Annotated in this window: 19 protein-coding genes and 1 pseudogene; 12 read left to right on the top strand and 8 right to left on the bottom strand. The window is 63.3% G+C overall.

Features of this window, described 5'->3' with window-relative positions; translation table 11 throughout:
* Positions 1-29: 29 nt before the first annotated feature.
* The 8 genes from KW838_RS03155 to KW838_RS03120 all read right to left on the bottom strand — a co-directional run bounded on the left by KW838_RS03155 (position 30) and on the right by KW838_RS03120 (position 8,660).
* The gene (locus KW838_RS03155; protein WP_218500358.1) at positions 30-662 is read right to left on the bottom strand and encodes an SDR family NAD(P)-dependent oxidoreductase; all 633 of its coding nucleotides are present in this window, start codon (positions 660-662) and stop codon (positions 30-32) included.
* Positions 659-1,306: a TetR/AcrR family transcriptional regulator gene (locus tag KW838_RS03150; protein WP_218500357.1), complete on the bottom strand. Its 648-nt coding sequence runs from the start codon at positions 1,304-1,306 to the stop codon at positions 659-661. The genes KW838_RS03155 and KW838_RS03150 overlap by 4 nt, the downstream gene beginning before the upstream one ends.
* Positions 1,307-1,488: 182 nt before the next feature.
* Entirely contained in the window at positions 1,489-2,313 is an 825-nt protein-coding gene (locus KW838_RS03145) for an SDR family NAD(P)-dependent oxidoreductase (protein WP_007974186.1), read from the bottom strand.
* Between the two features lie 30 nt (positions 2,314-2,343).
* Complete coding sequence (locus KW838_RS03140) at positions 2,344-2,760, bottom strand: MaoC family dehydratase (protein ID WP_217837960.1); 417 nt, start codon at positions 2,758-2,760, stop codon at positions 2,344-2,346.
* 14 nt (positions 2,761-2,774) lie between these two features.
* Positions 2,775-3,215, bottom strand: a complete 441-nt coding sequence (locus tag KW838_RS03135) for a MaoC family dehydratase N-terminal domain-containing protein (RefSeq protein WP_007974190.1) — start codon at positions 3,213-3,215, stop codon at positions 2,775-2,777.
* A gap of 29 nt (positions 3,216-3,244) precedes the next feature.
* Complete coding sequence (locus tag KW838_RS03130) at positions 3,245-4,429, bottom strand: lipid-transfer protein (RefSeq protein WP_218500356.1); 1,185 nt, start codon at positions 4,427-4,429, stop codon at positions 3,245-3,247.
* 27 nt (positions 4,430-4,456) lie between these two features.
* Positions 4,457-5,614 carry an acyl-CoA dehydrogenase family protein gene (locus tag KW838_RS03125; protein ID WP_256358701.1) on the bottom strand — a complete coding sequence of 386 codons (1,158 nt, stop codon included), beginning with the start codon at positions 5,612-5,614 and terminating at the stop codon, positions 4,457-4,459.
* A 217-nt stretch (positions 5,615-5,831) separates the two neighbouring features.
* Positions 5,832-8,660, bottom strand: a complete 2,829-nt coding sequence (locus KW838_RS03120; RefSeq protein WP_218500354.1) for a LuxR C-terminal-related transcriptional regulator — start codon at positions 8,658-8,660, stop codon at positions 5,832-5,834.
* 196 nt (positions 8,661-8,856) lie between these two features.
* Between KW838_RS03120 and KW838_RS03115 the strand changes: the two genes are divergently transcribed.
* The 12 genes and pseudogenes from KW838_RS03115 to KW838_RS03060 all read left to right on the top strand — a co-directional run bounded on the left by KW838_RS03115 (position 8,857) and on the right by KW838_RS03060 (position 23,426).
* Positions 8,857-10,011, top strand: a complete 1,155-nt coding sequence (locus KW838_RS03115) for a CaiB/BaiF CoA-transferase family protein (protein ID WP_218500353.1) — start codon at positions 8,857-8,859, stop codon at positions 10,009-10,011.
* Positions 10,012-10,062: 51 nt separating this feature from the next.
* Entirely contained in the window at positions 10,063-10,866 is an 804-nt protein-coding gene (locus KW838_RS03110) for an enoyl-CoA hydratase/isomerase family protein (RefSeq protein ID WP_218500352.1), read from the top strand.
* 56 nt (positions 10,867-10,922) lie between these two features.
* Positions 10,923-12,482 (top strand): annotated as a pseudogene (locus tag KW838_RS03105) (long-chain fatty acid--CoA ligase); the annotation flags it as partial.
* Positions 12,482-12,916, top strand: coding sequence for a PaaI family thioesterase (locus KW838_RS03100; RefSeq protein ID WP_218500350.1), 435 nt, complete (start codon positions 12,482-12,484; stop codon positions 12,914-12,916). The pseudogene KW838_RS03105 and the gene KW838_RS03100, both read left to right, overlap by 1 nt.
* On the top strand, positions 12,907-14,430 hold the full coding sequence (locus KW838_RS03095) for a long-chain-fatty-acid--CoA ligase (protein WP_218500349.1): 1,524 nt from the start codon (positions 12,907-12,909) through the stop codon (positions 14,428-14,430). Before KW838_RS03100 ends, KW838_RS03095 begins: the two co-directional genes overlap by 10 nt.
* Positions 14,431-14,683: 253 nt before the next feature.
* The gene (locus KW838_RS03090; protein ID WP_095967213.1) at positions 14,684-15,823 is read left to right on the top strand and encodes an acyl-CoA dehydrogenase family protein; all 1,140 of its coding nucleotides are present in this window, start codon (positions 14,684-14,686) and stop codon (positions 15,821-15,823) included.
* A 31-nt stretch (positions 15,824-15,854) separates the two neighbouring features.
* On the top strand, positions 15,855-17,063 hold the full coding sequence (locus tag KW838_RS03085) for a lipid-transfer protein (protein ID WP_218500348.1): 1,209 nt from the start codon (positions 15,855-15,857) through the stop codon (positions 17,061-17,063).
* The gene (locus KW838_RS03080) at positions 17,060-18,217 is read left to right on the top strand and encodes an acyl-CoA dehydrogenase family protein (RefSeq protein WP_218500347.1); all 1,158 of its coding nucleotides are present in this window, start codon (positions 17,060-17,062) and stop codon (positions 18,215-18,217) included. Before KW838_RS03085 ends, KW838_RS03080 begins: the two co-directional genes overlap by 4 nt.
* Before the next feature lie 24 nt (positions 18,218-18,241).
* Positions 18,242-19,243 carry an acyl-CoA dehydrogenase family protein gene (locus KW838_RS03075; RefSeq protein WP_218500346.1) on the top strand — a complete coding sequence of 334 codons (1,002 nt, stop codon included), beginning with the start codon at positions 18,242-18,244 and terminating at the stop codon, positions 19,241-19,243.
* A 9-nt stretch (positions 19,244-19,252) separates the two neighbouring features.
* Positions 19,253-20,041, top strand: coding sequence for a crotonase/enoyl-CoA hydratase family protein (locus KW838_RS03070; protein ID WP_218500345.1), 789 nt, complete (start codon positions 19,253-19,255; stop codon positions 20,039-20,041).
* A gap of 158 nt (positions 20,042-20,199) precedes the next feature.
* Positions 20,200-22,032: a DUF1302 domain-containing protein gene (locus KW838_RS03065; RefSeq protein WP_218500344.1), complete on the top strand. Its 1,833-nt coding sequence runs from the start codon at positions 20,200-20,202 to the stop codon at positions 22,030-22,032.
* Positions 22,033-22,058: 26 nt separating this feature from the next.
* Entirely contained in the window at positions 22,059-23,426 is a 1,368-nt protein-coding gene (locus KW838_RS03060) for a DUF1329 domain-containing protein (protein WP_218500343.1), read from the top strand.
* Positions 23,427-23,593 lie beyond the last annotated feature (167 nt).

Genomic DNA, 23,593 nt, shown 5'->3' with positions numbered 1-23,593 from the left:
ACGTCGTCAAAAGGTTCGCGCCACCCGTATCAGGTGGCGTGGCCGTCGATATGCAACACCGCGCCTGTGACGCTGGCGCCGGCACCGCTGGCCAGCAGTAACAAGGGGCCGTTGAGTTCTTGCAGGCCGGCTTCCTTGCCTCGACCGGCCGCGATGACGTTGACGCGAATGCGGTGCGGTGTCAGCGACTGGGCCATGGCGCGGCTCATGCGGATCAGGCTGCTATTGGCGCGCAGGCACGGGTTCGGCTCGCTGATGGGGCGCGGCGGCGGGTCGATGTTGACGATGCTGCCACCGCGTTCGGCCCGGATCATGTGCAGGCTGGTGCAGTGGACGATGTGATTGTTCAAGGCAACATGCTCGCGCTCGGCGCTGTTGTTGATCAGCACATCGACGCTGCCGAATCGCTCCTGCACGGTGTCCAGGGCGGCTTCGATGCTCGGTCTGCGGGCGCTGTCGAGGCTGACAACCATGACTTCGCCACCTTCCCAATGCAGGTCGGCCGCCAGTTGCTCCAACTGCGAAGGGTGCTGGCCGCCGAGGGCCACACGGGCGCCGGCGAGGCTGATCAGGCGGGCGAAATGCGCGCCCAGTCGGGTGCTGGCATCGGCCACCAGGACGGTCTTGCCGGCCATGGAAAACGGCTGCATGAGATCGCTCATGGGCGTGCCTCCGCGGTCATCGGGCGGCGGGTGATCAGGGCTCGTGGGACAGGTATCCCGGGCGACGGAACAGGCGCGGCGCCGAGCATTTTCAACACCAGTTCCGAGTAATGGCGGATGACGGCATCAATGCTCCAGCGACCATCGGCCTGGTACCAGACGCAGGCATGGGTGAGCATGTTGAACAGGGTGCGGGCCATCAATTTGGGTTCGGCGCAGCTCAGCGAACCTTCCTTGACCCCTTGTTCCAGCAGTTCCTGCAGGGCGTTCAGATACTGACGCCGGGCTTGGCGGACCTGCTCCAGATCCTCTTCGTCGAGGCTTCTGAACTCCAGATTGCCGAGCATGGCCTCGTCCTGGTGTTCCAGGTGATAACGCACGTGGCAGGCGATGAAGGCGAGCAGTTTGATATCGGCGGTCGCGGACTTTTTGGGGCGACGCCGTGCCCACTCCCGGGACACCCCCTGGAAATACTCGAGAATCAGCTCCAGCAGCAGTTCGTTTTTGCCTTTGTAGTAGAGGTACAGCGTCGAGGCGTTGATGCCAGCTTCAGTGGCGAGCTGGCGCAGGCTCATCGAGCCGAAGCCGTTGCGCGAGATCAGTTTGATGGCGGCCAGGCGGATGTTGCTTTCAGTCATGTTCATGGGAGTGATCCTGCGGTCATCAAAACTCAAACACGGATTGTGTGGCGAGGGAGCTGTTGTGGGAGCGAGCCTGCTCGCGAAAAATGCCCGGACAACCGCGGTCAATCAGATGAAGCGCGTTATCGTTGACGTCCATCGCGAGCAGGCTCGCTCCCACAACAAGCTCGCTCCTAAGGTTTTGGTTATTGCAGATTGCCAGCCACCGCGATGGTCTGCGCCGTGATGTAGTTCGACTCCGGCGAGCAGAACAGGTACACCGCATCAGCCGCTTCCTGCACGGTGCCCGGACGACCCAGCGGGTTGCGCTGGGCGAACGACTTGGCGGCTTCCGGGCTGATGCCGACACGGATGTCACGGCCTTCGATGTTCACCGTAGCGCCGGCATGGGCGTCGGCCTTGGTCATGCGGGTTTCGATGAAACCGAAGGCCACGGCGTTGACGTTGACCTTGAAACGACCCCATTCGCGCGCCAGCGCACGGGTCATGCCGATCACGCCGGCCTTGGCCGAGGAGTAGTTCATCTGCCCGGCGTTGCCGTTGAGGGCCGACACCGAAGAAATGTTCACCACTTTGCGGAATACCTCGCGCTCTGCCGCCGCATCGGCCTGGGCCTGGGCCTTGATGATCGGGTAGGCGGCACGCAGGATGCGAAAGGGCGCGGTCATGTGGCAGTCGAGAATGGCGTACCACTGCTCGTCGCTCATCTTCTGGATCACGTCGTCCCAGGTGTAGCCGGCGTTGTTGACGATGATGTCGATGGCGCCGAAGTTGTCCATCGCGGTCTTGACGTAGCGGTCGCCGAAGTCCGGGGCGCTGACGTTGCCGTGGCAGACGGCGGCTTCACCACCCAGCTTGCGGATCATTTCAGCGGTCTCGTGGGCCGGATCGGCGTCCAGGTCGTTGATGACGATGCGCGCGCCTTCGCTTGCCAGTTTCAGGGCGATCTGTTGACCGATGCCACGACCGGAACCGGTGACCAGTGCGACTTTGCCTTCGAGTTTTGCCATGGGGTGTTGCTCCTCAGTGATCAGTTTTGTTTACAGAGCGATCACGGCGTCGCCAACGATTTTGGTCTCGCCGTATTGATTGGTGGTGCGCACTTCGACTTTGATCCGTTGCTCGCCCTCGACCTCGAAGCGCTCGACGACAGTGCCGGTGCAGGTGATCTGGTGACCCAGGTGAGTGATGCCGAGAAAGCGCACGCCGAACTCGCGCAACTGACGCTGATCGACCCACTGGGTCAGCAGGCGACCGAGGTAGGCCATCGACAGCATGCCGTGGGCGAACACGTCGGGCATGCCGGCCCGGCGGGCGTAATCGGTGTCGATGTGGATGGCGTTGTGATCACCCGATGCACCGGCGAACAGGGCCAGGGTGGTGCGGTTGATCGGCGGCAGGGCCAGTGGTGGCAGGGTGTCGCCGACGTTGATTTTTTCCAGGCTAATCGCGTTCATCAGTGTTCTCCGCTTCAGCTGTTGCGCTGCACAAGCACGCTGCGCAGGTCCGCAACGTGCTCACCGTGCTGATTGGTGACTCGGGTTTCGCGCACCACGAATTCCAGCGCGCCGCCTTTCTTGTCGTAGATGTCGGCGATGCGCACATCGAAGCGCAAGGTGTCGCCGGCATAGGCCATGCGGTGATAACGGAAGGATTCTTCGCCGTGCAAAATGCGCGCGGTGACGATGCCCAGTTCGTCACGCCAGGCGTTCGAAGGAATCTGGAACTCCAGCGAGAACAGAAAGGTCGGCGGCAGCGGCAGGTTGGGATACCCGGCATCGCGTGCGGCCTGTTCGTCAAAGTAAACCGGGTTGGTTTCCCCGGTGGCCTTGGCGAAGAAGCGCAGTTGCCCGGCTTCGGCGGTCACGAGGAAAGTGGGCAGTTGTCTGCCGATGTGTTTCTTGTCGATCATCGAAATGGCTCCTTTGCTCTGCGGGCGCGTCAGTTTTTCTGGTAAACGGTGACCACGCAGGCGCCGCCCAGGCCGAGGTTGTGCTGCACCGCAATGCGCGCGTCCTGCACCTGGCGTTGTTCGGCGGTGCCGCGCAATTGGTGGGTCAGTTCAAAGCACTGGGCCAGGCCGGTGGCGCCCAGCGGGTGGCCCTTGGAGAGCAGGCCGCCGGACGGATTGGTCACCCATTTGCCGCCGTAGGTGTTGTCACCGTCGTTGACCAGTTGCTCGCCGCCGCCCTCAGCGCACAAGCCCAGGCCCTCGTAGGTCAGCAGTTCGTTCTGCGCGAAGCAGTCGTGCAGTTCGATGACGTCGACGTCCTGCGGGCCGATGCCGGCCTGGTTGTAGGCGACATCTGCAGCCATACGGGTCATGTCGAAACCGACCACGCGGATCATGTCCCTGGCGTCGTAGGTGCTCGGCAGGTCGGTGGTCAGCGCCTGGCCCGCCATCAATACGTCGGTGCGCAGACCGTGCTTTTTCGCGAACGCTTCGGACACCACGATGGCCGCGGCAGCGCCACAGGTCGGCGGGCAGGCCATCAGTCGGGTCATCACGCCTTCCCACAACATCGGGGCGGCCATGACTTCTTCGCTGCTCACCACGTTGCGGAACACTGCCAGCGGGTTATTGGCGGCGTGACGGCTGGCCTTGGCGCGGATCTTGGCGAAGGTTTCCAGTCGGGTGCCGTACTTCTGCATATGCGCGTAGCCGGCGCCGCCGAACTGGCGGATGGCATTGGGCAGGTCAGGCATGCTGATCAGTTCGTTGGCCAGCACCAGGGCGCGTTCGGTGGCCGGTGCGCGATCGGTCCAGGCGGATTTCAAGGCACCCGGGTTCATGTGTTCGAAGCCAAACGCCAGGGCACAGTCCACCGCGCCGCTTTGTACGGCCTGGCGAGCGAGGAACAGGGCGCTGGAGCCTGTGGCGCAGTTGTTGTTGACGTTGATCAGCGGGATGCCGGTCATGCCCACGCGATACAGGGCTTTCTGGCCGCAGGTGGAGTCGCCGTAGACATAACCGGCGTAGGCCTGCTGGATGTCATTGAAATCCACACCCGAATCGGCCAGGGCCTGGCGGATCGCCTGTTCACCCATGACGTCGTAGGGCTCGTTGGTCCCCGGTTTCTTGAACTGGATCATGCCGACGCCAGCAACGAACACTTTATTGCTCATCGTTGTTTTCCTTGTTGTTTGAGAGGGTCAGAGCTTGCGCGCGATCATTTCGCGCATGACTTCACTGGTGCCGCCGTAGATGCGATTGACCCGTGAGTCGACGAAAGCGCGGGCGATCGGGTACTCCATCATGTAGCCGTAGCCACCGTGCAGCTGGACCATGTCGTCGATGCATTTCCACAGGGTCTCGGTGGTGAAGAGCTTGGCGATGGCCGCTTCTTCCAGGGTCAGGCGCCGGCGCATGTGCTCGCCCAGGTAGTAGTCGACCATCACCCGCATGGCGGTGGCCTGGGCCTTGATGTCGGCGAGCTTGAATTTGCTGTTCTGGAAGTCCCAGACGGCCTGGTTGAAGGCCTTGCGGTCTTTCACGTATTCGAGGGTCTGCTCCAGCAGGCGCTCCAGCTTCGCGGCGGCGGACACGGCGATCGAGAAGCGCTCCTGGGGCAGTTCGCCCATCAGGTAGGTAAAGCCCAGGCCTTCCTCGCCGAGGCGGTTGCCGACGGGCACGCGGACGTTGTCGAAGAACAGCTCGGCGGTGTCCTGGGCGTGCTGGCCGACCTTTTCCAGCTTTCGCCCATGCTTGAAACCGGCGCGGCTGGCTTCCACGGCGATCAGGCTGATGCCCTTGGCGCCGGCAGCCGGGTCGGTCTTGCACACGACAATGACCAGGTCGGCGGTCAGGCCGTTGCTGATGAAGGTCTTGCTGCCGTTGATCACGTATTCGTCGCCATCGCGCACGGCGGTGGTGCGCACGGCCTTGAGGTCGCTGCCGGTGCCGGGCTCGGTCATGGCGATGGCCAGGATGATCTCGCCCGAGCAAATGCCCGGCAGCCACTGCTGTTTCTGTTCTTCGTTACCGCAGCGATTGATGTACGGAGCGATGACGTCCGAATGCATGCCGAAGTAGGCGCCACTCACGCCGGCCCGGGCGAACTCCTCATTGAACACCGCGCAATGACCGAAATCACCGCCGCCGCCACCGTATTCGATGGGCAGGGTGATGCCGAGCAAGCCTTCGCGGCCGGCCTTGAGCCAGGTTTCGCGGTCGACCTGGCCGGCCTTGTCCCAGGCGGCCTGGCGCGGCAGGCATTCGCGTTCGAAAAAGCGTCGCACGGTGGTGCGGAACATCTCATGGTCGTCGCGGAAAACGGTTCGGGCGATGTGCACGCAAGACTCCTCAAACATGGCAGGCCGGCCTTGGGCCGAGCGCTTACGCAAGGCGCGGACTGCGCCTGTGATCTGAGGGTTACGATAGGTGGGGCCCGTGGCCCGAACGCCACCCGAGCCGGGTGGCAGGGAAAAAAACAATCCATGTAGGAGCTGCCGCAGGCTGCGATCTCTTGATCTTGTTCTTGAAAAACAAAGTCAAAAGATCGCAGCCTGCGGCAGCTCCTACAGGGTTTCAGGGGTGGACGTTGCTGTCATCCTGGGATTCCAGGTCGCGCACCCGGGCCACCGCTTCATCGCGGCTGCTGACGCCGAGCTTGCTGTAGATATGGCTCAGGTGCCATTTCACGGTTTCCGGGGACAGGCCCAGGGCTCGGGCGATTTTCTTGTTGGGCAGGGCCTGGGCCAGCAGGCGCACGACTTCGATTTCCCGCTCGCTCAACGGTTCGATCCCGGCCGTCAACGGTTTGCTGGTGGCCGTTGTCGCAGGTTTGGCCTTCGAGATCGCCGGGGTCGTGGCCTCGGCCGCCTGCAAGCGCTCGACATAAAACGCCAGCACCGGGTCCAGGACTTCGCGGGCGGCGATATCGCAGATCAGTTTCAAGCCATCCGGATGGGCGTCGAGGAGGCTGCGCACCAGGCCAAAGCGTTGACCTCGGCGCAAGGCTTCGATGACTTTGATCCGTGCCCGTTCAGGGTTGCCGCGTTCGGACTCGATCACGGCGCTGAGCACCAGCAGGCGCGTTGCCCCGAGTTGGCGACGATGCCGGTCGCAGGTTTCGATCAATCGTTCTATGCGATCGAAAGCCCCGTCCAGATCACCCTGGACCAGTTGCCAGCGAGCGCGGGCATTCTCGGCCAGGATGTGGATTTCCTTCAGGGCCGTGTGCCCGGCATCCGGGTGACGCGCGTCGATGGCTTCCAGGCGCGCCAGTTTGGTCTGGGCTTGTGCCGTCTCCCCGAGAATCAGCAACCAGCGCACTTGCCAGGTCAGGCAGTAGGCTTGCAGGCGCTCCAGACCGAGTTTGATCGCGTACTCATCCAGCCGCTCGACAAACGCCAGGGCTTCTTGATGGTTACCTGCCAGCCATTGCACGTTCCATAACACTTGCAGCACACGCAGGACGGAATCGGGAATCGAAATGCGTTCGAGAATGTCGATCCAGCCCGAGAGCATTTTGAACGCGGCGTCGACATCGTTGGTTTCGTACAGCACCTCACCGAGCAGCGCGGCGGAGAGATAAGTCGCGTCGGCGCCGGCCTTGCCACATTGGCCGGCCTCATGCAGCACGTCGCGGTAAACCCTTTCCGCCTGAGTCATCTGGCCTTCAAGGGCCAGGCTCAAGCCAATCATGCAACGACCCTGAAGGCTGCCGGCCGTGGTCCCCAGCAGCGGTTCGCCATTGATCAGCAGGTTCGGCCGGTCGAGTTGCACCTGCCGAGCCTTTTCGTATTCGCCGCGGTGCATGTACAGCCAGGACAGGATGTTGGCGCAGGAGCCGATGGCCACGCTGTTGCTGCCCGGCGGCGGGTTGAGCAGTTGCGGCAGGACCGTCATGGCCGCGTCGGTGTCGTCGCGTTGCAGGGCCAGGGAGGCGCGCAGCAGCGAGATCATGAAGTGGTCATGGACTTCGCTCTCGGGTACGTCGCGAAACAGTTGTTCGAGACTGGCGCTGCAGGCCACGAAATCCCGGGCATACAACTGCATCCGCGCCTTGAGGATGCGCAGCTTGACCCGGGCCTGTACCTGTTCGACCGGCAACAGCCGTACCAGCTCGATCAACATGCGCAGGTCGCCATGGGCGTAGAGCGCCTCGGCGTGTTGCTCCACCAGGTCGGCGGCGGCAGCCGGGTCGCCGCCCATGACCGCATGGTGCACCGCTTCATCCAGGTGATTGTGGTCACGGAACCAGTGCCACGCCCGCACGTGCACCGCGTGTTGCTCGGCCTGGCTGCGGGAGTCGAAATACTTGAGCAGGGTTTCGCGCAACAGCGGGTGCAGGCGATACCAGGTTTCACGTTCGGCGCTGTCCACCGGGATCAGGAACAGGTTGTCCCGCTCCATGCGCGTCAGTAGCGCATTCGCTTCGGCAACCGCCTGCGGGTGGCCGCTGAGAGCGGCGCACAACGAGGCGCAGAATCGGTTGCACACGGCCATGAGCAGCAGCAGGTCGAGGTCGGTCGGCGACAGGTGAGACAGCACTTCGACTTCGAAAAACTTGGCGAAGGCTTGATCGTCCCGCAGCTGCGTGTGCCCTGATGGGGTGTCCGGGGTGGCAGGCGGGCGGTTCTTTTTGCGGCTGACGGCGAGCAGTTGCAGGCCGGCGACCCAGCCATCGGTCAGCTCATGCATCATCCTGGCGTCGCGGGCATTGATCTCGCCCAACTGCGCCTTGAGGAACTGTTCGGACTCGACCGCCGTGAAGCGCAAGTCCCGCAGGTTCAGCTCGAGCACCAGTTCCTGGCTGCGCAACCGCGCCAGGGACAACGGCACGGCACTGCGCGACACCAGCGCCAGGTGCAGGTTGGCCGGGGCGTAGTCGATCAGCCATTGCAGGGCCTGGTGAATGCCCACGTCGGTCAGGTGGTGCAGGTCGTCGAGTACCAGCACCAGTTCACGGCCACGGCTGGCAATGCTGCGCACCAGGGTGATGACAGTGCGCTCAACGGCTTCGCTGTCGATGCCGCGACCTTCCAGTTGAGTCGCGTCCCGCACGAGTGCCGGGTCGATTTGGCCGAGGCTCGCCAGCAGGTAGTCAAGAACACGCGTCAGTTCGTTGTCGTCCGCCGACAGCGTCAGCCACGCCACGTCGAATCCCAACGGCAACAGCGCCTGGCGCCAGGCGATCAGGGTCGAGGTCTTGCCGCAGCCGGCCGGCCCCTTGAGCACGATGCAGCGCAGGCGTCGGGCCTTGAGCATCTGATCCTGCAGGCGTTCGCGGGAAATCAGGCGCCCGGTGCTGCGCGGCGGAATCAGTTTGGTGCTGACGATCGGGGACTGAACCGGATTGAAGACCTGGCTGGCATGGGGGTCCGATGCATTGGACTTGCGGGGTTTATCCATGGGGCTGTCCGATTCTTTCTTGTTTTGTGGGTGCGTCGAATCTCATCGAGTGTAACCCAGGGCATGGGTGGCATGACCCTGTCTTTGGCGGCCACCACCCGATGTGGGTGGTGGTCGTCGATCAACGGATTGATCTACTGGAAGGCACAAGAATAGGAGTGCTGTGGCGCTCCGTCAGAACAGTGGAGCGTTGGCAATGGGCGTACTGAGTGGCATTCGGGTGGTGGAGTTTGAGGCAATCGGGCCGGCGCCGTTTGGCACCATGCTGTTGGCCGACATGGGCGCCGACGTGGTGCGCATCGACCGCCCGCAGAAGGCCAGTGACCTGGGGCCGAAGCTGGAAGGCAAGCGTGCCGATATTACCGGACGCAATCGGCGTTCGGTCACCCTCGACTTGAAGCGCCCGGACAGTGTCGCCGCTGCGCTGGAACTGATCGAACGTGCCGATGTGGTGATTGAAGGGTTTCGCCCCGGCACGATGGAGCGCCTGGGTCTTGGCCCTGACATCGCGCTCGAACGCAATCCGCGCCTGGTCTACGCGCGGATGACCGGTTGGGGCCAGACCGGCCCGATGGCCGACCGCGCCGGGCATGACCTGAACTACATCGCCTTGTCAGGTGTGTTGTCGAGCATCGGCCCGGCCGGTGGGCGACCAGTACCGCCGCTGAACCTGGTGGGCGACTACGGCGGTGGCGGCATGCTGCTGGCGATGGGCGTGCTGGCGGCGCTGGTCAACGTGCAGCGCGGCGGCGCCGGCCAGGTGGTCGACGCGGCCATGACCGAAGGTGCGGCGCAACTGGGCTCGGTGATCTGGGGCCTGCTCGCCGGCGGGCACTGGACAGAACAGCGCGGCAGCAACCTGCTCGACGGCGGCGCGCCCTGGTACGACACCTACGAAACCCGCGACGGCCAGTACATGGCAATCGGGCCGATCGAGTCGCGCTTCTATGCGCAGATGCTGGAAATTCTCGGACTGTCCAACGCCGACCTGCCCAATCAGCACGACCGGGCTGGCTGGCCGCGGCTGCGTGAGGACTTCACCGCTGCGTTCCTGGGCCGCACCCGCGAGCAGTGGGTGGCCGCGTTCGAAGGCAGCGACGCTTGCGTTGCACCGGTGCTGGGGCTTGTCGAAGCCGCCCGGCATCCCCACGGCGTTGCCCGTGGCAGCTTCATCGAGGTCGACGGGGTGGTGCAACCGGTCCCGGCTCCGCGTTTCCTTGGCACGCCATCGGCGCAACCGCAACCCGCTCCCGAGCGTGGCGAGCACGGCGGCGACGCACTGCGCGACTGGGGCTTCGACACGCCGGCCATCGAGCGCTTGCGTGAGCTGGGTCTGGGATGGCGCGCCTGAACGCGTTCGCCCCGAAAAAACATAAAGATCCGCGCAGCGCAGGAGTCACCCATGGCCATTCAGTTCAAGATCATCGATCACGTGGCACTTGTCACGCTCGATGCGCAACAGTCGAATAACGCGCTGACCCTCAGCGATTTGATGCACCTGCGCAAGACTCTGGGCGCCTGCCAGGATGACGAACAGGTGCGGGTCATCGTGCTGACCGGTGCCGGCGAACGTGCATTTTGCAGCGGCGCGAGCCACAAGGAGTCGCTGCTGGCCGCATCGGGTTTCGTTGCCGGCACCCTCAAGAGTCGCGAAACCGAAGCCGAGGAGGGCGGCTACAGCCGACTGTTCGACCTCAGCGACCTGGACATCTGGAAACCGGTGGTCGCCGCCATCAATGGCGCCTGCCTGGGCGGCGGTCTTGAGCTGGCGCTGCAATGCGATCTGCGCATCGCTTCGTGCGGCGCTACGTTCGGCTTGCCTGAAGTGTGCGACGCGACCATTCCGGCGGCCGGCGGCGTGCAGTACCTGCTCCGTGCGATTCCGGCGGCGCACGCGATGAAAATGGCTCTGACCGGGGAGTCGATCGGCGCGCAGGAGGCTTTGGACATCGGTTTGATCATAGAGCTGCTGCACCAGGACCGTCTGCTGCCGGCGGCGCTCGATCTGGCCGGGCGCATTGCCGCCAATGGCCCGCTGGCAGTGCAGTCGATCAAGCGCCTGGCCTTGCAGACCGCCCACCTCGCACCCCGGGATTTCGTCACCCAGGCCCATCTGCACTGGGGGTTGCTGCGCGACAGCGAAGATCACACCGAAGGGCGCATGGCCCAGGCCGAGCAGCGTTCACCGAAGTACACCGGCACCTGACGCAACAGGCAGCGCCGCATTCGTCCTGACCTGACAACAATAATTCACAGGAGAACCCCATGTATTTGACCCAAGGCCTGCACCGCGTGTTGCAGCAACGTCCCCATGCCGTGGCGACGGTCTTTCGCGACCGCCGCCGCACCTATGCCGAACTGGTCGAGCGGGTGGCTCGTCTGGCCGGGGCCTTGCAGCAACTGGGGATGCAGACCGGCGACCGCGTCGGCCTGCTGGGCCTGAACTCCGACCGGTTCCTTGAGTATTTCCTGGCGACCTGGTGGGGCGGCGGCGTGGTCAACCCGGTGAATATTCGCTGGAGCGTGCCGGAAATCGTCTACTCGCTGGACGACTGTGACACGCGCATCCTGCTGATCGACGACACCTTCCTGCCCATGGCTGAAGACATCGCCGGCAGCGCCAAGGTACGACCATTGCTGATTCACATCGGCGACGGGCCATTGCCCGAAGGCATGCTGTCCTATGAGCAACTGATTCGTGAAGCTACGCCGGTGGACGACGCCTTTCGCGGCGGTGATGACCTGGCGAGCATCATGTACACCGGCGGCACGACCGGCCGGCCGAAGGGCGTGATGCAGTCGCACATGAACCTGTGGACCGCTGCCGTGGCCCGTGCGGCCGATGTGCCGGTGTCGGCGGATGCCCTGACCCTGCACATCGCGCCGATGTTCCACCTGGCAGCGCTGTCGCGGGTCATCCTGATCTCGCTGCTCGGTCTGCCGAGCATTTTCGTCCCGGCCTTCGATGCCCTGGACGTGATGCGTACCATCGAGCGCGAGCGCATCACCGACATCCTGATCGTGCCGACCATGCTTCAGGCATTGATCATGCACCCGGAATTCGCCAGACATGACCTGAGCTGCCTGCGCAGTCTCACCTACGGCGCCTCGCCGATTGCCGTGCCCTTGCTGGAGCTGGCGCTCAAGGCGTTGCCCAATGTCGAGTTCACCCAAGGGTACGGCATGACCGAAGCGGCGCCGCCGATCAGCGCCAACGGTCCGGAAAACCACAGCGCCGAAGGCATTGCCAATGGTCGTCTGCGCTCGGCCGGGCGGCCCGGGCTGGGCGTGACCGTGCGCATCGTCGACGAACACGACAACGAGGTGCCGCGCGGCACGGTCGGCGAAGTGCTGGTCCGTGGCCCGAACATCATGCTCGGCTACTGGAACAAACCCGAAGAAACCGCCCAGGCTCTGCGTGGCGGCTGGATGCACACCGGCGACGGCGCCTACATGGACGACGACGGCTATATCTACATCGTCGACCGCTTCAAGGACATGATCGTCAGCGGTGGCGAAAACGTTTATTCGGGTGAAGTCGAAAGCGCGATTTCCAGTCACCCGGCCGTCGCCGCCTGCGCAGTGATCGGCATTCCCTGCGCGCAATGGGGCGAAGCGGTGCATGCGGTGATCGTACTCAAACCCGATCACGAAGCCGCGGGCGCCGCGATCATCGAGCATTGCCGGCGGCAGATCGCGGGCTACAAGACGCCGAAGTCGGTCGAGTTCCGCACTGCGTTGCCGCTGTCTGGCGCGGGCAAGGTGCTCAAGCGCGATTTGCGCGAACCGTTTTGGGCCGGCAAGGACCGGGGTGTCAGCTGATGCCACAGGTGAACGGCGGCGCAGTCATTCCCGATGGCTTCTGCGCGCTGGAACAACGCTCGGGTTTTTTGCGCTGTTGCGGCGACTTTTATGTGCATGAAACGCTGCCGATCCTGGCGGTGCGCCTCGAACCCCAGCATCTCAATTACGTGCGCATCGCCCACGGCGGCTTTCTCGCCACGGTGGCGGACAGCGCGTTCGGCGTCATCTTACGGCGCCATTCGGTGTCGCAGTCGGTGGCAGTGACGGTCAATCTGAACGTCGATTACCTCGGTCCGGTGCGCGAAGGAGACTGGCTGGAGGCGCATGTGCATGTGCTCAAGAGCGGCGGCACCTTCATCAACGCCAGCTGCCTGTTGAAGGTCGGCGAGCGCCTGGTGTTACGTGCCAACGGTGTCTTCACCCCGTGGAAAGGCCAGATGCCATGTACATGACCCAATGCCTGCAACGCACACTGCAACAAAATCCGGATCAACTCGCGACGGTTTTCGGTGATCGCCGTCGGACCTATCGCCAGTTTGGCGACCGCGTCGCACGTCTGGCGGGTGCCTTGCAGAATCTGGGCATGGCGGCCGGCGATCGGGTCGGCATGCTGGCGCTCAATTCCGACCGCTACCTGGAATACATCATGGGCGTGTGGTGGGGCGGCGGGGTGCTCAACCCGGTGAACATCCGCTGGAGCGTGCCGGAGATCGTCTATTCGCTGGACGATTGCAGTACTGGCATCCTTATCGTCGACGAACACTTTGCACCACTGGCCGAGAAGATCCGCATCAGTGCCCGCCATGTGCCACGGTTTATCTATGCCGGCGAGGGCGAAGTGCCGGTGGGCATGCTGGGTTTCGAGCAATTGATTGCCCAGGCCACGCCGGTCGAAGACGCCGGGCGTGGCGGTGAAGACCTTGCCTGCATCATGTACACCGGCGGCACCACCGGGTTTCCCAAGGGCGTGATGCAGTCGCATTTGAACCTGTGGTCGGCGTGCATGCCGCGCATGGTCGACATGCCGCCTATCCATGACGGTCGACTGTTGCACGTGGCGCCGCTGTTCCATGTCGCCGGCATGGCTCGGGCACTGATTCAGTTCATGGCCGGTGAAAGCCATGTGCTGCTGTCGAGTTTCGACGCGGCCCAAGTGCTGCAGGTGATCGAGCGGGAACGGATCACCGAGACGCTGCTGGTGCCGACCATGATCCTCGCACTGCTGGCTCATCCGGACTTCGCTCGCCATGACCTCGGTAGCCTGAAACGCCTGACCTACGGTGCGTCACCCAGCGCTGGCGAAATGGTGGAACAGGTGTTGGCCCGGCTTCCGGATCTCGAGCTTTCACATTCCTACGGGTTGACCGAAGCCTGCCCGGTGGTGTCGAGCAATCTGCCGTGCAATCACACGCCGCAGGCACGCAAGAGTGGTCTGTCGCGTTCGGTCGGGCGCGGCGGGTTGGGGGTCAACGTGAAGATCGTCGACCCGCAAGGTCAGGAAGTTGCGCGTGGCACGGTGGGCGAGATCATCGTGAGCGGGCCGAACATCATGCAGGGTTACTGGAACAAGCCCGAGGAAACCGCCAAGGCATTGCGCGATGGCTGGTTGTACACCGGCGATGCCGCGTGGATGGATGAGCAGGGATACCTGTTCATCGTCGACCGCTTGAAGGACATGATCGTCAGCGGTGGCGAAAATGTTTACTCGGCGGAAGTCGAAAACGTCCTGGCGCGGCACCCGGCCGTGGCGCTGTGCGCGGTGATCGGCGTTCCCCATGAACAGTGGGGCGAGGCGGTGCATGCGGTGGTGGTGCGCAAGCCCGGTGCCCAGGTCGATGCCGAGCAATTGCGCAGGTACTGCCGCGAGTTCATCGCACCCTACAAATGCCCGAAAACCGTTGAGTTCCGCGACGAACTGCCGCTCTCGGCCGCCGGCAAAGTCCTCAAGCGCGAACTGCGCAAGTAGCCAAACCACACCCCCCCTGTGGGAGCGAGCCTGCTCGCGAAGGCATTACGACATCCAGCAATGATGTTGACTGATCCACTGCTTTCGCGAGCAGGCTCGCTCCCACAAGGGACTGTGTGCCTCCCCTGAACTCCATTGTTCACCCCATCGCAATCGCTACCCGATCCGGGTGGCTTCACGACCCACCCCCCGCCAATACAGTGGTTCCACGAACCAGGCGCAAGCCTTGCCTGGCAACCCACTGGAGATCCCGATGCATATCAACCGTACCGTCTACCGTGAAGACCACGAAATGCTGCGCGACACCGCGCGGCGTTTCTTCGAGCGTGAGTGCCTGCCCAAACAGGCACAGTGGGACGAGGCCGGGCAGGTCGACCGGGAAACCTGGCTCAAGGCTGGCCGCCACAATCTGCTGTGCCTCACCGTGCCGACCGAATATGGCGGTGGCGGCGGCGACTTCGGCCACTCGGCGGTGTTGATCGAAGAGCTTTACCGCGCCGGGGTTTCGGGCTGGAGCCTGGGCGTGCATTCGGACATCGTCGCGCCCTACATCGTGCGTCTGGGCACCGAAGAGCAGAAGCAGAAATGGCTGCCGAAAATCTGCACCGGCGAAACCGTTCTGGCCGTCGCGATGACCGAGCCGGGCACTGGCTCCGACCTCAAGGCGATCCGCACCACCGCCGTGCGTGACGGCGACGAGTGGGTGATCAACGGCAGCAAGACCTTCATCAGCAACGGCCTGACCTGCGACATGGTGGTGGTCGTGTGCAAGACCGACCCGAGTGCCGGGGCCAAGGGCTGCAGCCTGATCATGGTCGAGTGCGACCGTGAAGGGTTCCGCCGCGGGCGCAAGCTGGACAAGGTCGGCCAGCACGCCGCCGACACCGCCGAGCTGTTCTTCGACGATGTCCGTGTGCCGGTGGGCAATCTGCTCGGTGAAGAGAACAAGGGCTTCATGCACCTGATGGAAGAGTTGCCGCAAGAGCGCCTGGTGATCGCCCTGTACAGCGCCGCCAAGCTCGAACGCCTGCTGGAGCAGACCGTCGAGTACGTGAAGGATCGCAAGGCATTCAACCAGACCGTCTGGGACTTCCAGAACACCAAATTCAAGCTCGCCGACATCAAGGCCCAGGCCACGGCCGTGCGCCTGACCATTGACCACTACATCAGTGAGCACATGCGTCGTCGCCTCACGGTGCAGGAGTCGGCCATCGCCAAGCTCCTGGCCACCGAAACGCTGTGGAAGTGCATCGACGACATGGTCCAGCTGCATGGCGGCTACGGCTACATGATGGAGTACCCGATCGCCCGCGCCTTCGTCGACATGCGCGTGACGCGTGTCTTCGGTGGCACCAGCGAAGTGCTGCGCGAACTCATCGCGCGCCAGTTGTGATTCCTTTTCCCGCATTTTTTCAGGTGACACCATGAGCGAAAAAGTACTGGTTGCCGGCGTCGGCATGATCCCGTTCCGCAAGCCCAGCGACAGCCCGACCTATGTGCAGATGGGCGCCGAAGCGGTGCGTCGCGCCCTGGCCGATGCGGCGATCGATTACAGCCTGGTCCAGGAGGCTTACGCCGGTTACGTCTACGGCGATTCCACTTGCGGCCAGACCGTGCTCTACGAAGTCGGCATGACCGGGATCCCGGTGGTCAACGTCAACAACAACTGCTCGACCGGCTCCACCGCGTTGTACCTGGCGCGCAAGGCCATCGAATCCGGTTCGGCCGATTGCGTACTGGCGGTGGGTTTCGAGCAGATGCAGGCCGGCGCATTGAAGTCCCACTGGGACGACCGCCCGCCGACCCGTGAACGTTTCCTGCCGATCCTGCGCGGCCTCACCGCCGATATGGATGGCATGGCCCAGGCCATCCGTACCTTCGGTGGTGCCGGGCGCGAATACATACAGAAATACGGCACCAGAATGGAAACCTTCGCCGCAGTGCGCGCCAAGGCCAGCCGTCATGCTGCCAACAACCCGCTGGCATTGTTTCGCAAGGTGCTCAGCGTCGAAGACGTGATGAACGACCCGGTGATTCTGCCAGGTGTCATGACCCGCCTGATGGCGTGCCCACCGACCTGCGGTGGTGCGGCGGCGATCCTGGTGTCCGAGCGTTTCGCGAAAAAACATGGCCTGCGCCACGACGTGGAAATCGTTGCCCAGGCCATGACCACCGACACACCCGAATCCTTCAACTTCGAAAAACCGTCGATGCTCGACTGGGTGGGCACCCACATGACCCACGCCGCCGTGGGCCAGGTGTACGAGAAGGCCGGCGTCGGTCCACAGGACATCGATGTCTGCGAACTGCACGACTGCTTCGCCCAGAACGAAGTGATCTGCTACGAGTCGCTGGGTTTCTGCCCCGAGGGCGGGGCCGAGAAGTTCGTCATGGACGGTGACAACACCTACGGCGGGCAGATCGTGATCAACCCGTCCGGCGGTCTGCTTTCCAAGGGCCATCCATTGGGCGCGACCGGTTTGGCGCAGTGCTACGAGTTGACCCAGCAATTGCGCGGCAACGCCGAGCAGCGTCAGGTCGACGGTGCGCGCCTGGCCATGGCCCATAACCTCGGACTGGGCGGTGCATGCGTAGTGACGCTGTACGGCAAAGTCAGTGGAGGTGCCCGGTGAGCAGCTTGCTCGACGCCTTTCGCTTGACCGCGCTGCCGCCACACGCAGAAGCCTTTCGTGCCGAGGTCAAAGCTTTTCTGGCCGAGCATCTGCCAAGGGTTTCGGCGAGTGTGCGAGCGCGCAGCTGGACCGGCTTCGATGCAGGTTTCAGTCGGCAACTGGCGCAGCGCGGTTGGGTCGGCCTGACCTTGCCCGCCGCTTATGGCGGTGCCGGGCTGGATGCGTTCAGTCGCTTCGTGCTGGTGGAAGAGCTGCTGTCTGCCGGTGCTCCGGTGGCGGCACACTGGATCGCCGACCGCCAGAGCGGGCCGTTGATCCTGAAGTTCGGCAGCGATGCACAGAAGGACTTTTTCCTGCCGCGCATCTGCGCCGGCCAGGCGTTTTTCTGCATCGGCATGAGCGAGCCAAACTCGGGTTCGGACCTGGCCAGTGTGCGCAGCCGTGCCACCCGTTGCCCTGAAGGTTGGCGCCTGAGCGGGCGCAAGATCTGGACCACCAACGCCCATCACGCCGACTACATGATCGCCCTGGTGCGCACCAGCGGTGCGCCCGAGGACCGTCAAAACGGGCTGTCGCAATTCATCATCGACCTCAAGCAGCCAGGCATCAGCGTGCGTCCCATCGTTGACCTGGCCGGTGACGCGCATTTCTCCGAAGTGGCCTTCGACAACGTCTTGCTCGGCGAAGACGCGTTGGTGGGCGAGGAGGGCAGTGGCTGGAAACAGGTCAACGCTGAACTGGCGTTCGAGCGCAGCGGGCCGGAACGTTTCTACTCCAGCATCGTGTTGCTCGACCTGTGGGCCGAAACGTTGCGGCGCACGGGCGCGACGGCCCAGGAGAGCGCATTGCTCGGCAGTTTTCTCAGCCAGCTCACCTGCCTGCGCAACCTGTCGCTGGCACTGACCGCACTGCTCGCACGGGGTGAAAGCCCGGTGGTGGAAGCCGCACTGGTCAAGGACATCGGCACCGAATTCGAGCAAGCGATCCCGGCAGCGATTGCCGCGGCGATCAGCGCCGATCCGGATGCACCGGTCGATGAGGCGCTCTACAGCACGGTCGCCTACCTGAACCAGGTCGCGCCGACTTTCTCGTTGCGCGGCGGCACCCGGGAAATCCTGCGCGGCATGATCGCCCGCGGCCTTGGCCTGCGCTGATGCACCTCCAACAGGAAATACTTCATGTTCACTGAAGCCATTGAAAAGATCCTCAGCGACTTGTGCACGCCGGCGCGGGTCCGTGCCGTGGAAAGCGCAGACAGCGCAACGACGTTGTGGAGCGCCCTGGAAGACAGCGGTTTTCTCGAGTTGCTGACGCCGGAAGTCGCCGGTGGCGCGGGCCTTGCGCTCAACGCACTGCTGCCGATTTTTGTCGCCTTCGGTCGCTGCGCGTTACCGGTCCCGGCGGCGCAAAGCATGGCCGCTCGCGCGTTGATGCGTGACTGCCCGAGCGCGCCACCGAGCGGCATGTTGACCCTGGCCGGTACAGCCCATCGCGAGCCCGATGGCCTGTTGTGCGTGCCACGGGTGGCGTTTGGCTTGATGGCCGATTTCGCCCTGGTCAACCTGGAAGGCGAGTTGTTGCTGCTTGATTGCAGCCTGGCCCGCCGTCAGCCCACGGGCGTTTACGGCAGCCAATGCGCCACCTTGTACTGGTCGCAGGACTCAGTCGGCAGTGCCATCGGCAATAACGGCGAGGAAGTACGGGTGTTCAACGCCGCTATCCACGCCGCCGCCATCGCCGGCGCCATGGAGCAGGCACTCGCCATGACGCTGGAGTACTGCAACGACCGCGTGCAGTTCGGCAAGGCCATCGGCAAGTTCCAGGCGGTGCAACACCAGCTCAGTGTGATGGCCGAGCAGGTTGCCGCTTCGCGCATCGCCGCTGAACTGGCGTTTACCGGCGATTCGCAGGTGCCGCCGCTGATGGCGACGGCCATTGCCAAGGCGCGGACCAGCATGGCGGTGCCTCAAGTCACGGCCATCGCCCATGCATTGTTCGGCGCCATTGGCGTGACCGAAGAACTGGACCTGCAACTGTTCACCCGGCGCCTGCACGAGTGGCGCGTCAGCGAAGGTTCGGAAACGTACTGGAACGGGATTGTCGGCCAGGCGTTGCTGACGCAGCCGAACGTCACGGCCTGCGAATTCGTGCGTCACGTCACCCCGTCTCCCACCGCTTGAGGATCAGCCATGAAGCCGTTTTTGAAGTACGAACAGGACGGTCATGTCGTCACCCTGACGATGAATGACCCCGAGCGACGCAATCCGTTGACCGGCAACAGTGCCGTGCCGGAGTTCCTCGAAGCCATCGAGCGCATTGAGCGCGACAGCAGCGTGCGTGCCGTGATCATCACCGGCGCCGGCACAGCGTTTTGCTCCGGCGGCAACGTGCGCGACATGGACCGCTATGGGCAAATGTCGGGCATGCAATTGCGTCAGGAATATCGCACCGGCATTCAGCGCCTGCCCCTGGCGCTGTTCAATCTGGAAGTACCGGTGATCGCCGCGGTCAATGGCGCGGCCATTGGCGCGGGGCTGGATCTGGCCTGCATGTGCGACATCCGCGTGGCGTCCGGGCAGGCGAAGTTTGCCGAGAGCTTCGTCAAGTTGGGGATCATTCCGGGGGACGGCGGCGCCTGGCTGTTGCCACGGATCATCGGTCTGTCCCGCGCCACCGAACTGACCCTGACCGGGCAAATGATCGACGCTCGCCAGGCCGAGCAATGGAATCTGGTGTCCCGCGTTGTTCCCGCCGAACAGTTGCTGGATACGGCACGGGAAATCGCCGCGTCGATTGCCGCCAACCCGCCTCACGCCGTGCGTCTGGCCAAGCGTTTGTTGCGCGAAGCCTTGCACACCCGACTCGACACGCTGCTGGAAATGTCCGCGACGTTCCAGGTGCTGTCGCACCAGACCGCCGACCACCGCGAAGCCGTGGCGGCCTTTATCGACAAGCGCGTGCCGAACTTTACCGGGTGAATGTCACCGAGCGTAACGCCCGGCTTGAACTGGGCTGTTACACCGCGCGAAACCTCGCGACCAACACCCCCTCAAATCACCCGTTTGGGTGTGAGGGACGGGCCGGAGCCCCACTAGCATGGGCGCTCCAACACTTAATCCTTAACCGGAGAAACCGCATGACAACAAAAACAATGCGCGGAGTCTTCCAGCCGAGTCTGCTGGCCGTCGCTGTAATGATTGCCACTTGCGCGAGCAATCAGGCTCACGCTGTTGATTTCAATATCGGGGAAGTTCAGGGCAGTTTCGATTCATCGCTGTCGATAGGGGCGAGCTGGTCGACGGCTGATCCGGACAAGCAATTCATCTCCAACTTCAACTCACAGGGCGTTACCGGCGGAAAGTCCGCGTCCCGGACCACCGACGACAACCGCCTGAATTTCAAGAAGGGTGAAACCTTCTCGAAGATCTTCAAGGGCGTGCATGACCTGGAGCTGAAGTACGGTGACAGCGGCGCCTTCGTGCGCGGTAAATACTGGTACGACTTCGAGCTGATGGACGAGAGCCGCCCGTTCTATGACATCAACGACTCGGGGCGAGATCGCGCGGCCAAGTCCTCCGGCGCGATGTTCCTCGACAGCTTCGTCTACCACAACTACTCGATTGGCGATCAGGTCGGCAACGTGCGCCTGGGCAAGCAAGTAGTGAGCTGGGGCGAGAGCACGTTCATCGGCAACTCGATCAACAGCATCAACCCGATCGACGTCGCCGCCTTGCGTCGTCCCGGTGCGGAAGTGAAGGAAGGCCTGATTCCGGTCAACCTGCTGTACGTGTCCCAGGGCCTGGCCGACAACATCACCGCCGAAGCGTTTTACCAGCTGCAATGGGACAAGTCGGTGGTGGACAACTGCGGCACCTTCTTTGGCAATGACGGCGTACCGCAAGGCTGTGACGACCGCCTGGTGATCGCCGGTCTCGACCTGCCACCGGGCGTGGCGAAGAACACCGGTGGTTTGGCGGCCATTGCCGCAGGCACCGATGACGCCTTTATCCCGCGCCTCAACGACAACGATGCACGCGACAGCGGCCAGTATGGCCTGGCCCTGCGCTGGTACGTGCCGGAAGCCAACGACACCGAGTTCGGCGCCTATGCGATGAACTATCACAGCCGCAACCCGCTCCTGAGCATCAACCAGATGAGCAACCCGGCCGGGGGCGTGGCTTCGGCGCGCAGTGCCCGCTACTTCATCGATTATCCGGAGGACATTCGCCTGTATGGCTTGAGCTTCCAGACCAACGTCGCGGGCGTTTCGCTGGGGGGGGAACTCAGCTACCGGCCGAACATGCCGCTGCAACTGAACACCGCCGACCTGTTGTCTGCGGCGACCTTCGGCGCCACATCGCCTCTGATCACCACCGGTTTCGCCGGGCGAACCCTGGGTGGCGAGGTCAATGGCTACAAGCGCATGCCGGTGACCCAGGCGCAGGTGACCGCGACGCAGTTCTTCGATCAGGTGTTCGGTGCCAGTCGCCTGACCCTGGTGGGCGAGGTGGGTTACAACAAGATCAACGGCCTGGGCAAGGCGGACGGTACGGACCTGCGCTTCGGTCGCAGCCCGGCCTTCGGTTCCGGCGAACTGCCGGGTGCCGCCGGTGCCGCCACTTGCCGTGGCAGCGCAGTGGGCCAGCCCAACGCCAGCAACCCGGCGCAGGAGTGCAACAACGATGGCTTCTACACCAGCAGCAGCTGGGGCTATCGCCTGCGTGGCAAACTCGATTACCCGAACGCGATCGCCGGTATCAACCTGTCGCCGAACCTTGCCTGGTCCCACGACGTCCAGGGTTACGGCCCGAACTTCGATGAAGGTTCCAAGGCGGTCAGCCTCGGTGTCGATGCCGACTACCAGAACACCTACACCGCCAGCCTCAGTTACACCAATTACTTCGGTGGCGATTTCAATACCAACGTCGACCGCGACTACGCCGCGCTCAGCTTCGGCGTGAATTTCTGATGCAACCCTGCCAGAGGAAACTGAACATGAACGCACGTTTAATTCTGCGCGCCGGCGCACTGAGTCTGTCGTTGCTGGCCACTGGGGTCATGGCCGCAGTCACTCCGCAGGAAGCGGCCCAGCTGGGCACCAACCTGACGCCGTTGGGAGCACAGAAAGAGGGCAATGCCAACGGCAGCATTCCTGCCTGGACCGGTGGCCTTAAACCCGGCGCGGCGCCACTCGACAATGGTTTTCTTGGCGATCCGTTTGCCGGTGACAAGCCGCAGTTCGTGATCACGGCAGCCAACGTCGAGCAGTACAAGGACAAGCTGACCCCAGGTCAACTGGCGATGTTCAAGCGCTATCCGGACAGCTACCGGATCCCGGTGTACAAGACCCAACGCACGGCCGCGTCGCCACAGAACATCTATGACCTCGCCAAAAAGAGTGCGGTGACCACCGAACTGACGCCCGACGGCAACGGCCTGGTGAACTTCACCCAGACCCGCTATTACCCGTTCCCGATTCCGAAGAGCGGTGTGGAGGTGTACTGGAACCACACCAACCGCTATCGCGGCGGCAACATGGAACGTATCGCGGCCCAGGCGGCACCGCAAACCAACGGTTCCTATTCCATCGTCGAGTACGAAGACAAACTGGCCTTTCCACAGTTGATGGAAGGCGTCGATGCCGGGCAGGCCGATAACGTTTTGTATTACTACAAACAGGAAATCACCGCGCCGTCGCGCATGGCCGGCAGCGTGGTCCTGATCCACGAGACCATCGACCAGGTCAAGGAACCGCGCCTGGCATGGGTCTACAACGCCGGTCAGCGCCGCGTGCGCCGTGCACCGCAAGTGGCGTATGACGGCCCGGGCAACGGTTCCGACGGCATGCGCACCGCCGACAACACCGACATGATGAACGGCGCGCCGGATCGTTATGACTGGAAACTGGTGGGCAAACAGGAACTGTACATCCCGTACAACAACTACAAGTTGCAGTCGCCGAAGGTCAAATACGACGACATCATCAAACCGGGGCACATCAACCAGGACCTGACCCGTTACGAGTTGCACCGCGTGTGGCACGTACAGGCCACGCTCAAGCCCGGTCAGCGTCACGTCTATGCCAAGCGCGATATGTACTTCGACGAGGACACCTGGCAACTGGCCGAGGTCGATCACTACGACGGCCGCGGTCAGCTGTGGCGAGTAGCGGAAGGTTATGCGGTCAACGATTACGAGCGCGGTTCGTCGAACTTCTCCATGCTCGGCATCTACGACCTGATTGCCGGTCGCTACAACGTCCTGGCGATGACCAACCAGTCCAGGCATGCCACGACGTACGGCATGACCGCGAAGATGACCGACTTCACCCCGGCGGCGCTGCGCAACGACGGCATTCGCTGACCCGTTGCCGCGCTTCAGACAACGCCCTGTTCGCAGGGCGTTGTGCGTTGTTCGGCACCTACCACCTGATGCGGGTGGCGCGTTATCTGGCGGCGGGCTCAATGATGGTGCCTACTCCCCATCAGCGAGGTCCGCCATGTTTGTGCCACGGCCGCATCTGATCGATG

The organism is Pseudomonas sp. PDM27 (assembly GCF_019219205.1).
Classification (GTDB): Bacteria; Pseudomonadota; Gammaproteobacteria; order Pseudomonadales; family Pseudomonadaceae; genus Aquipseudomonas; species Aquipseudomonas laurylsulfatiphila.
Note: the sequence above shows the minus strand (reverse complement) of the source record. Positions and strands in the feature narration are given on the sequence as shown.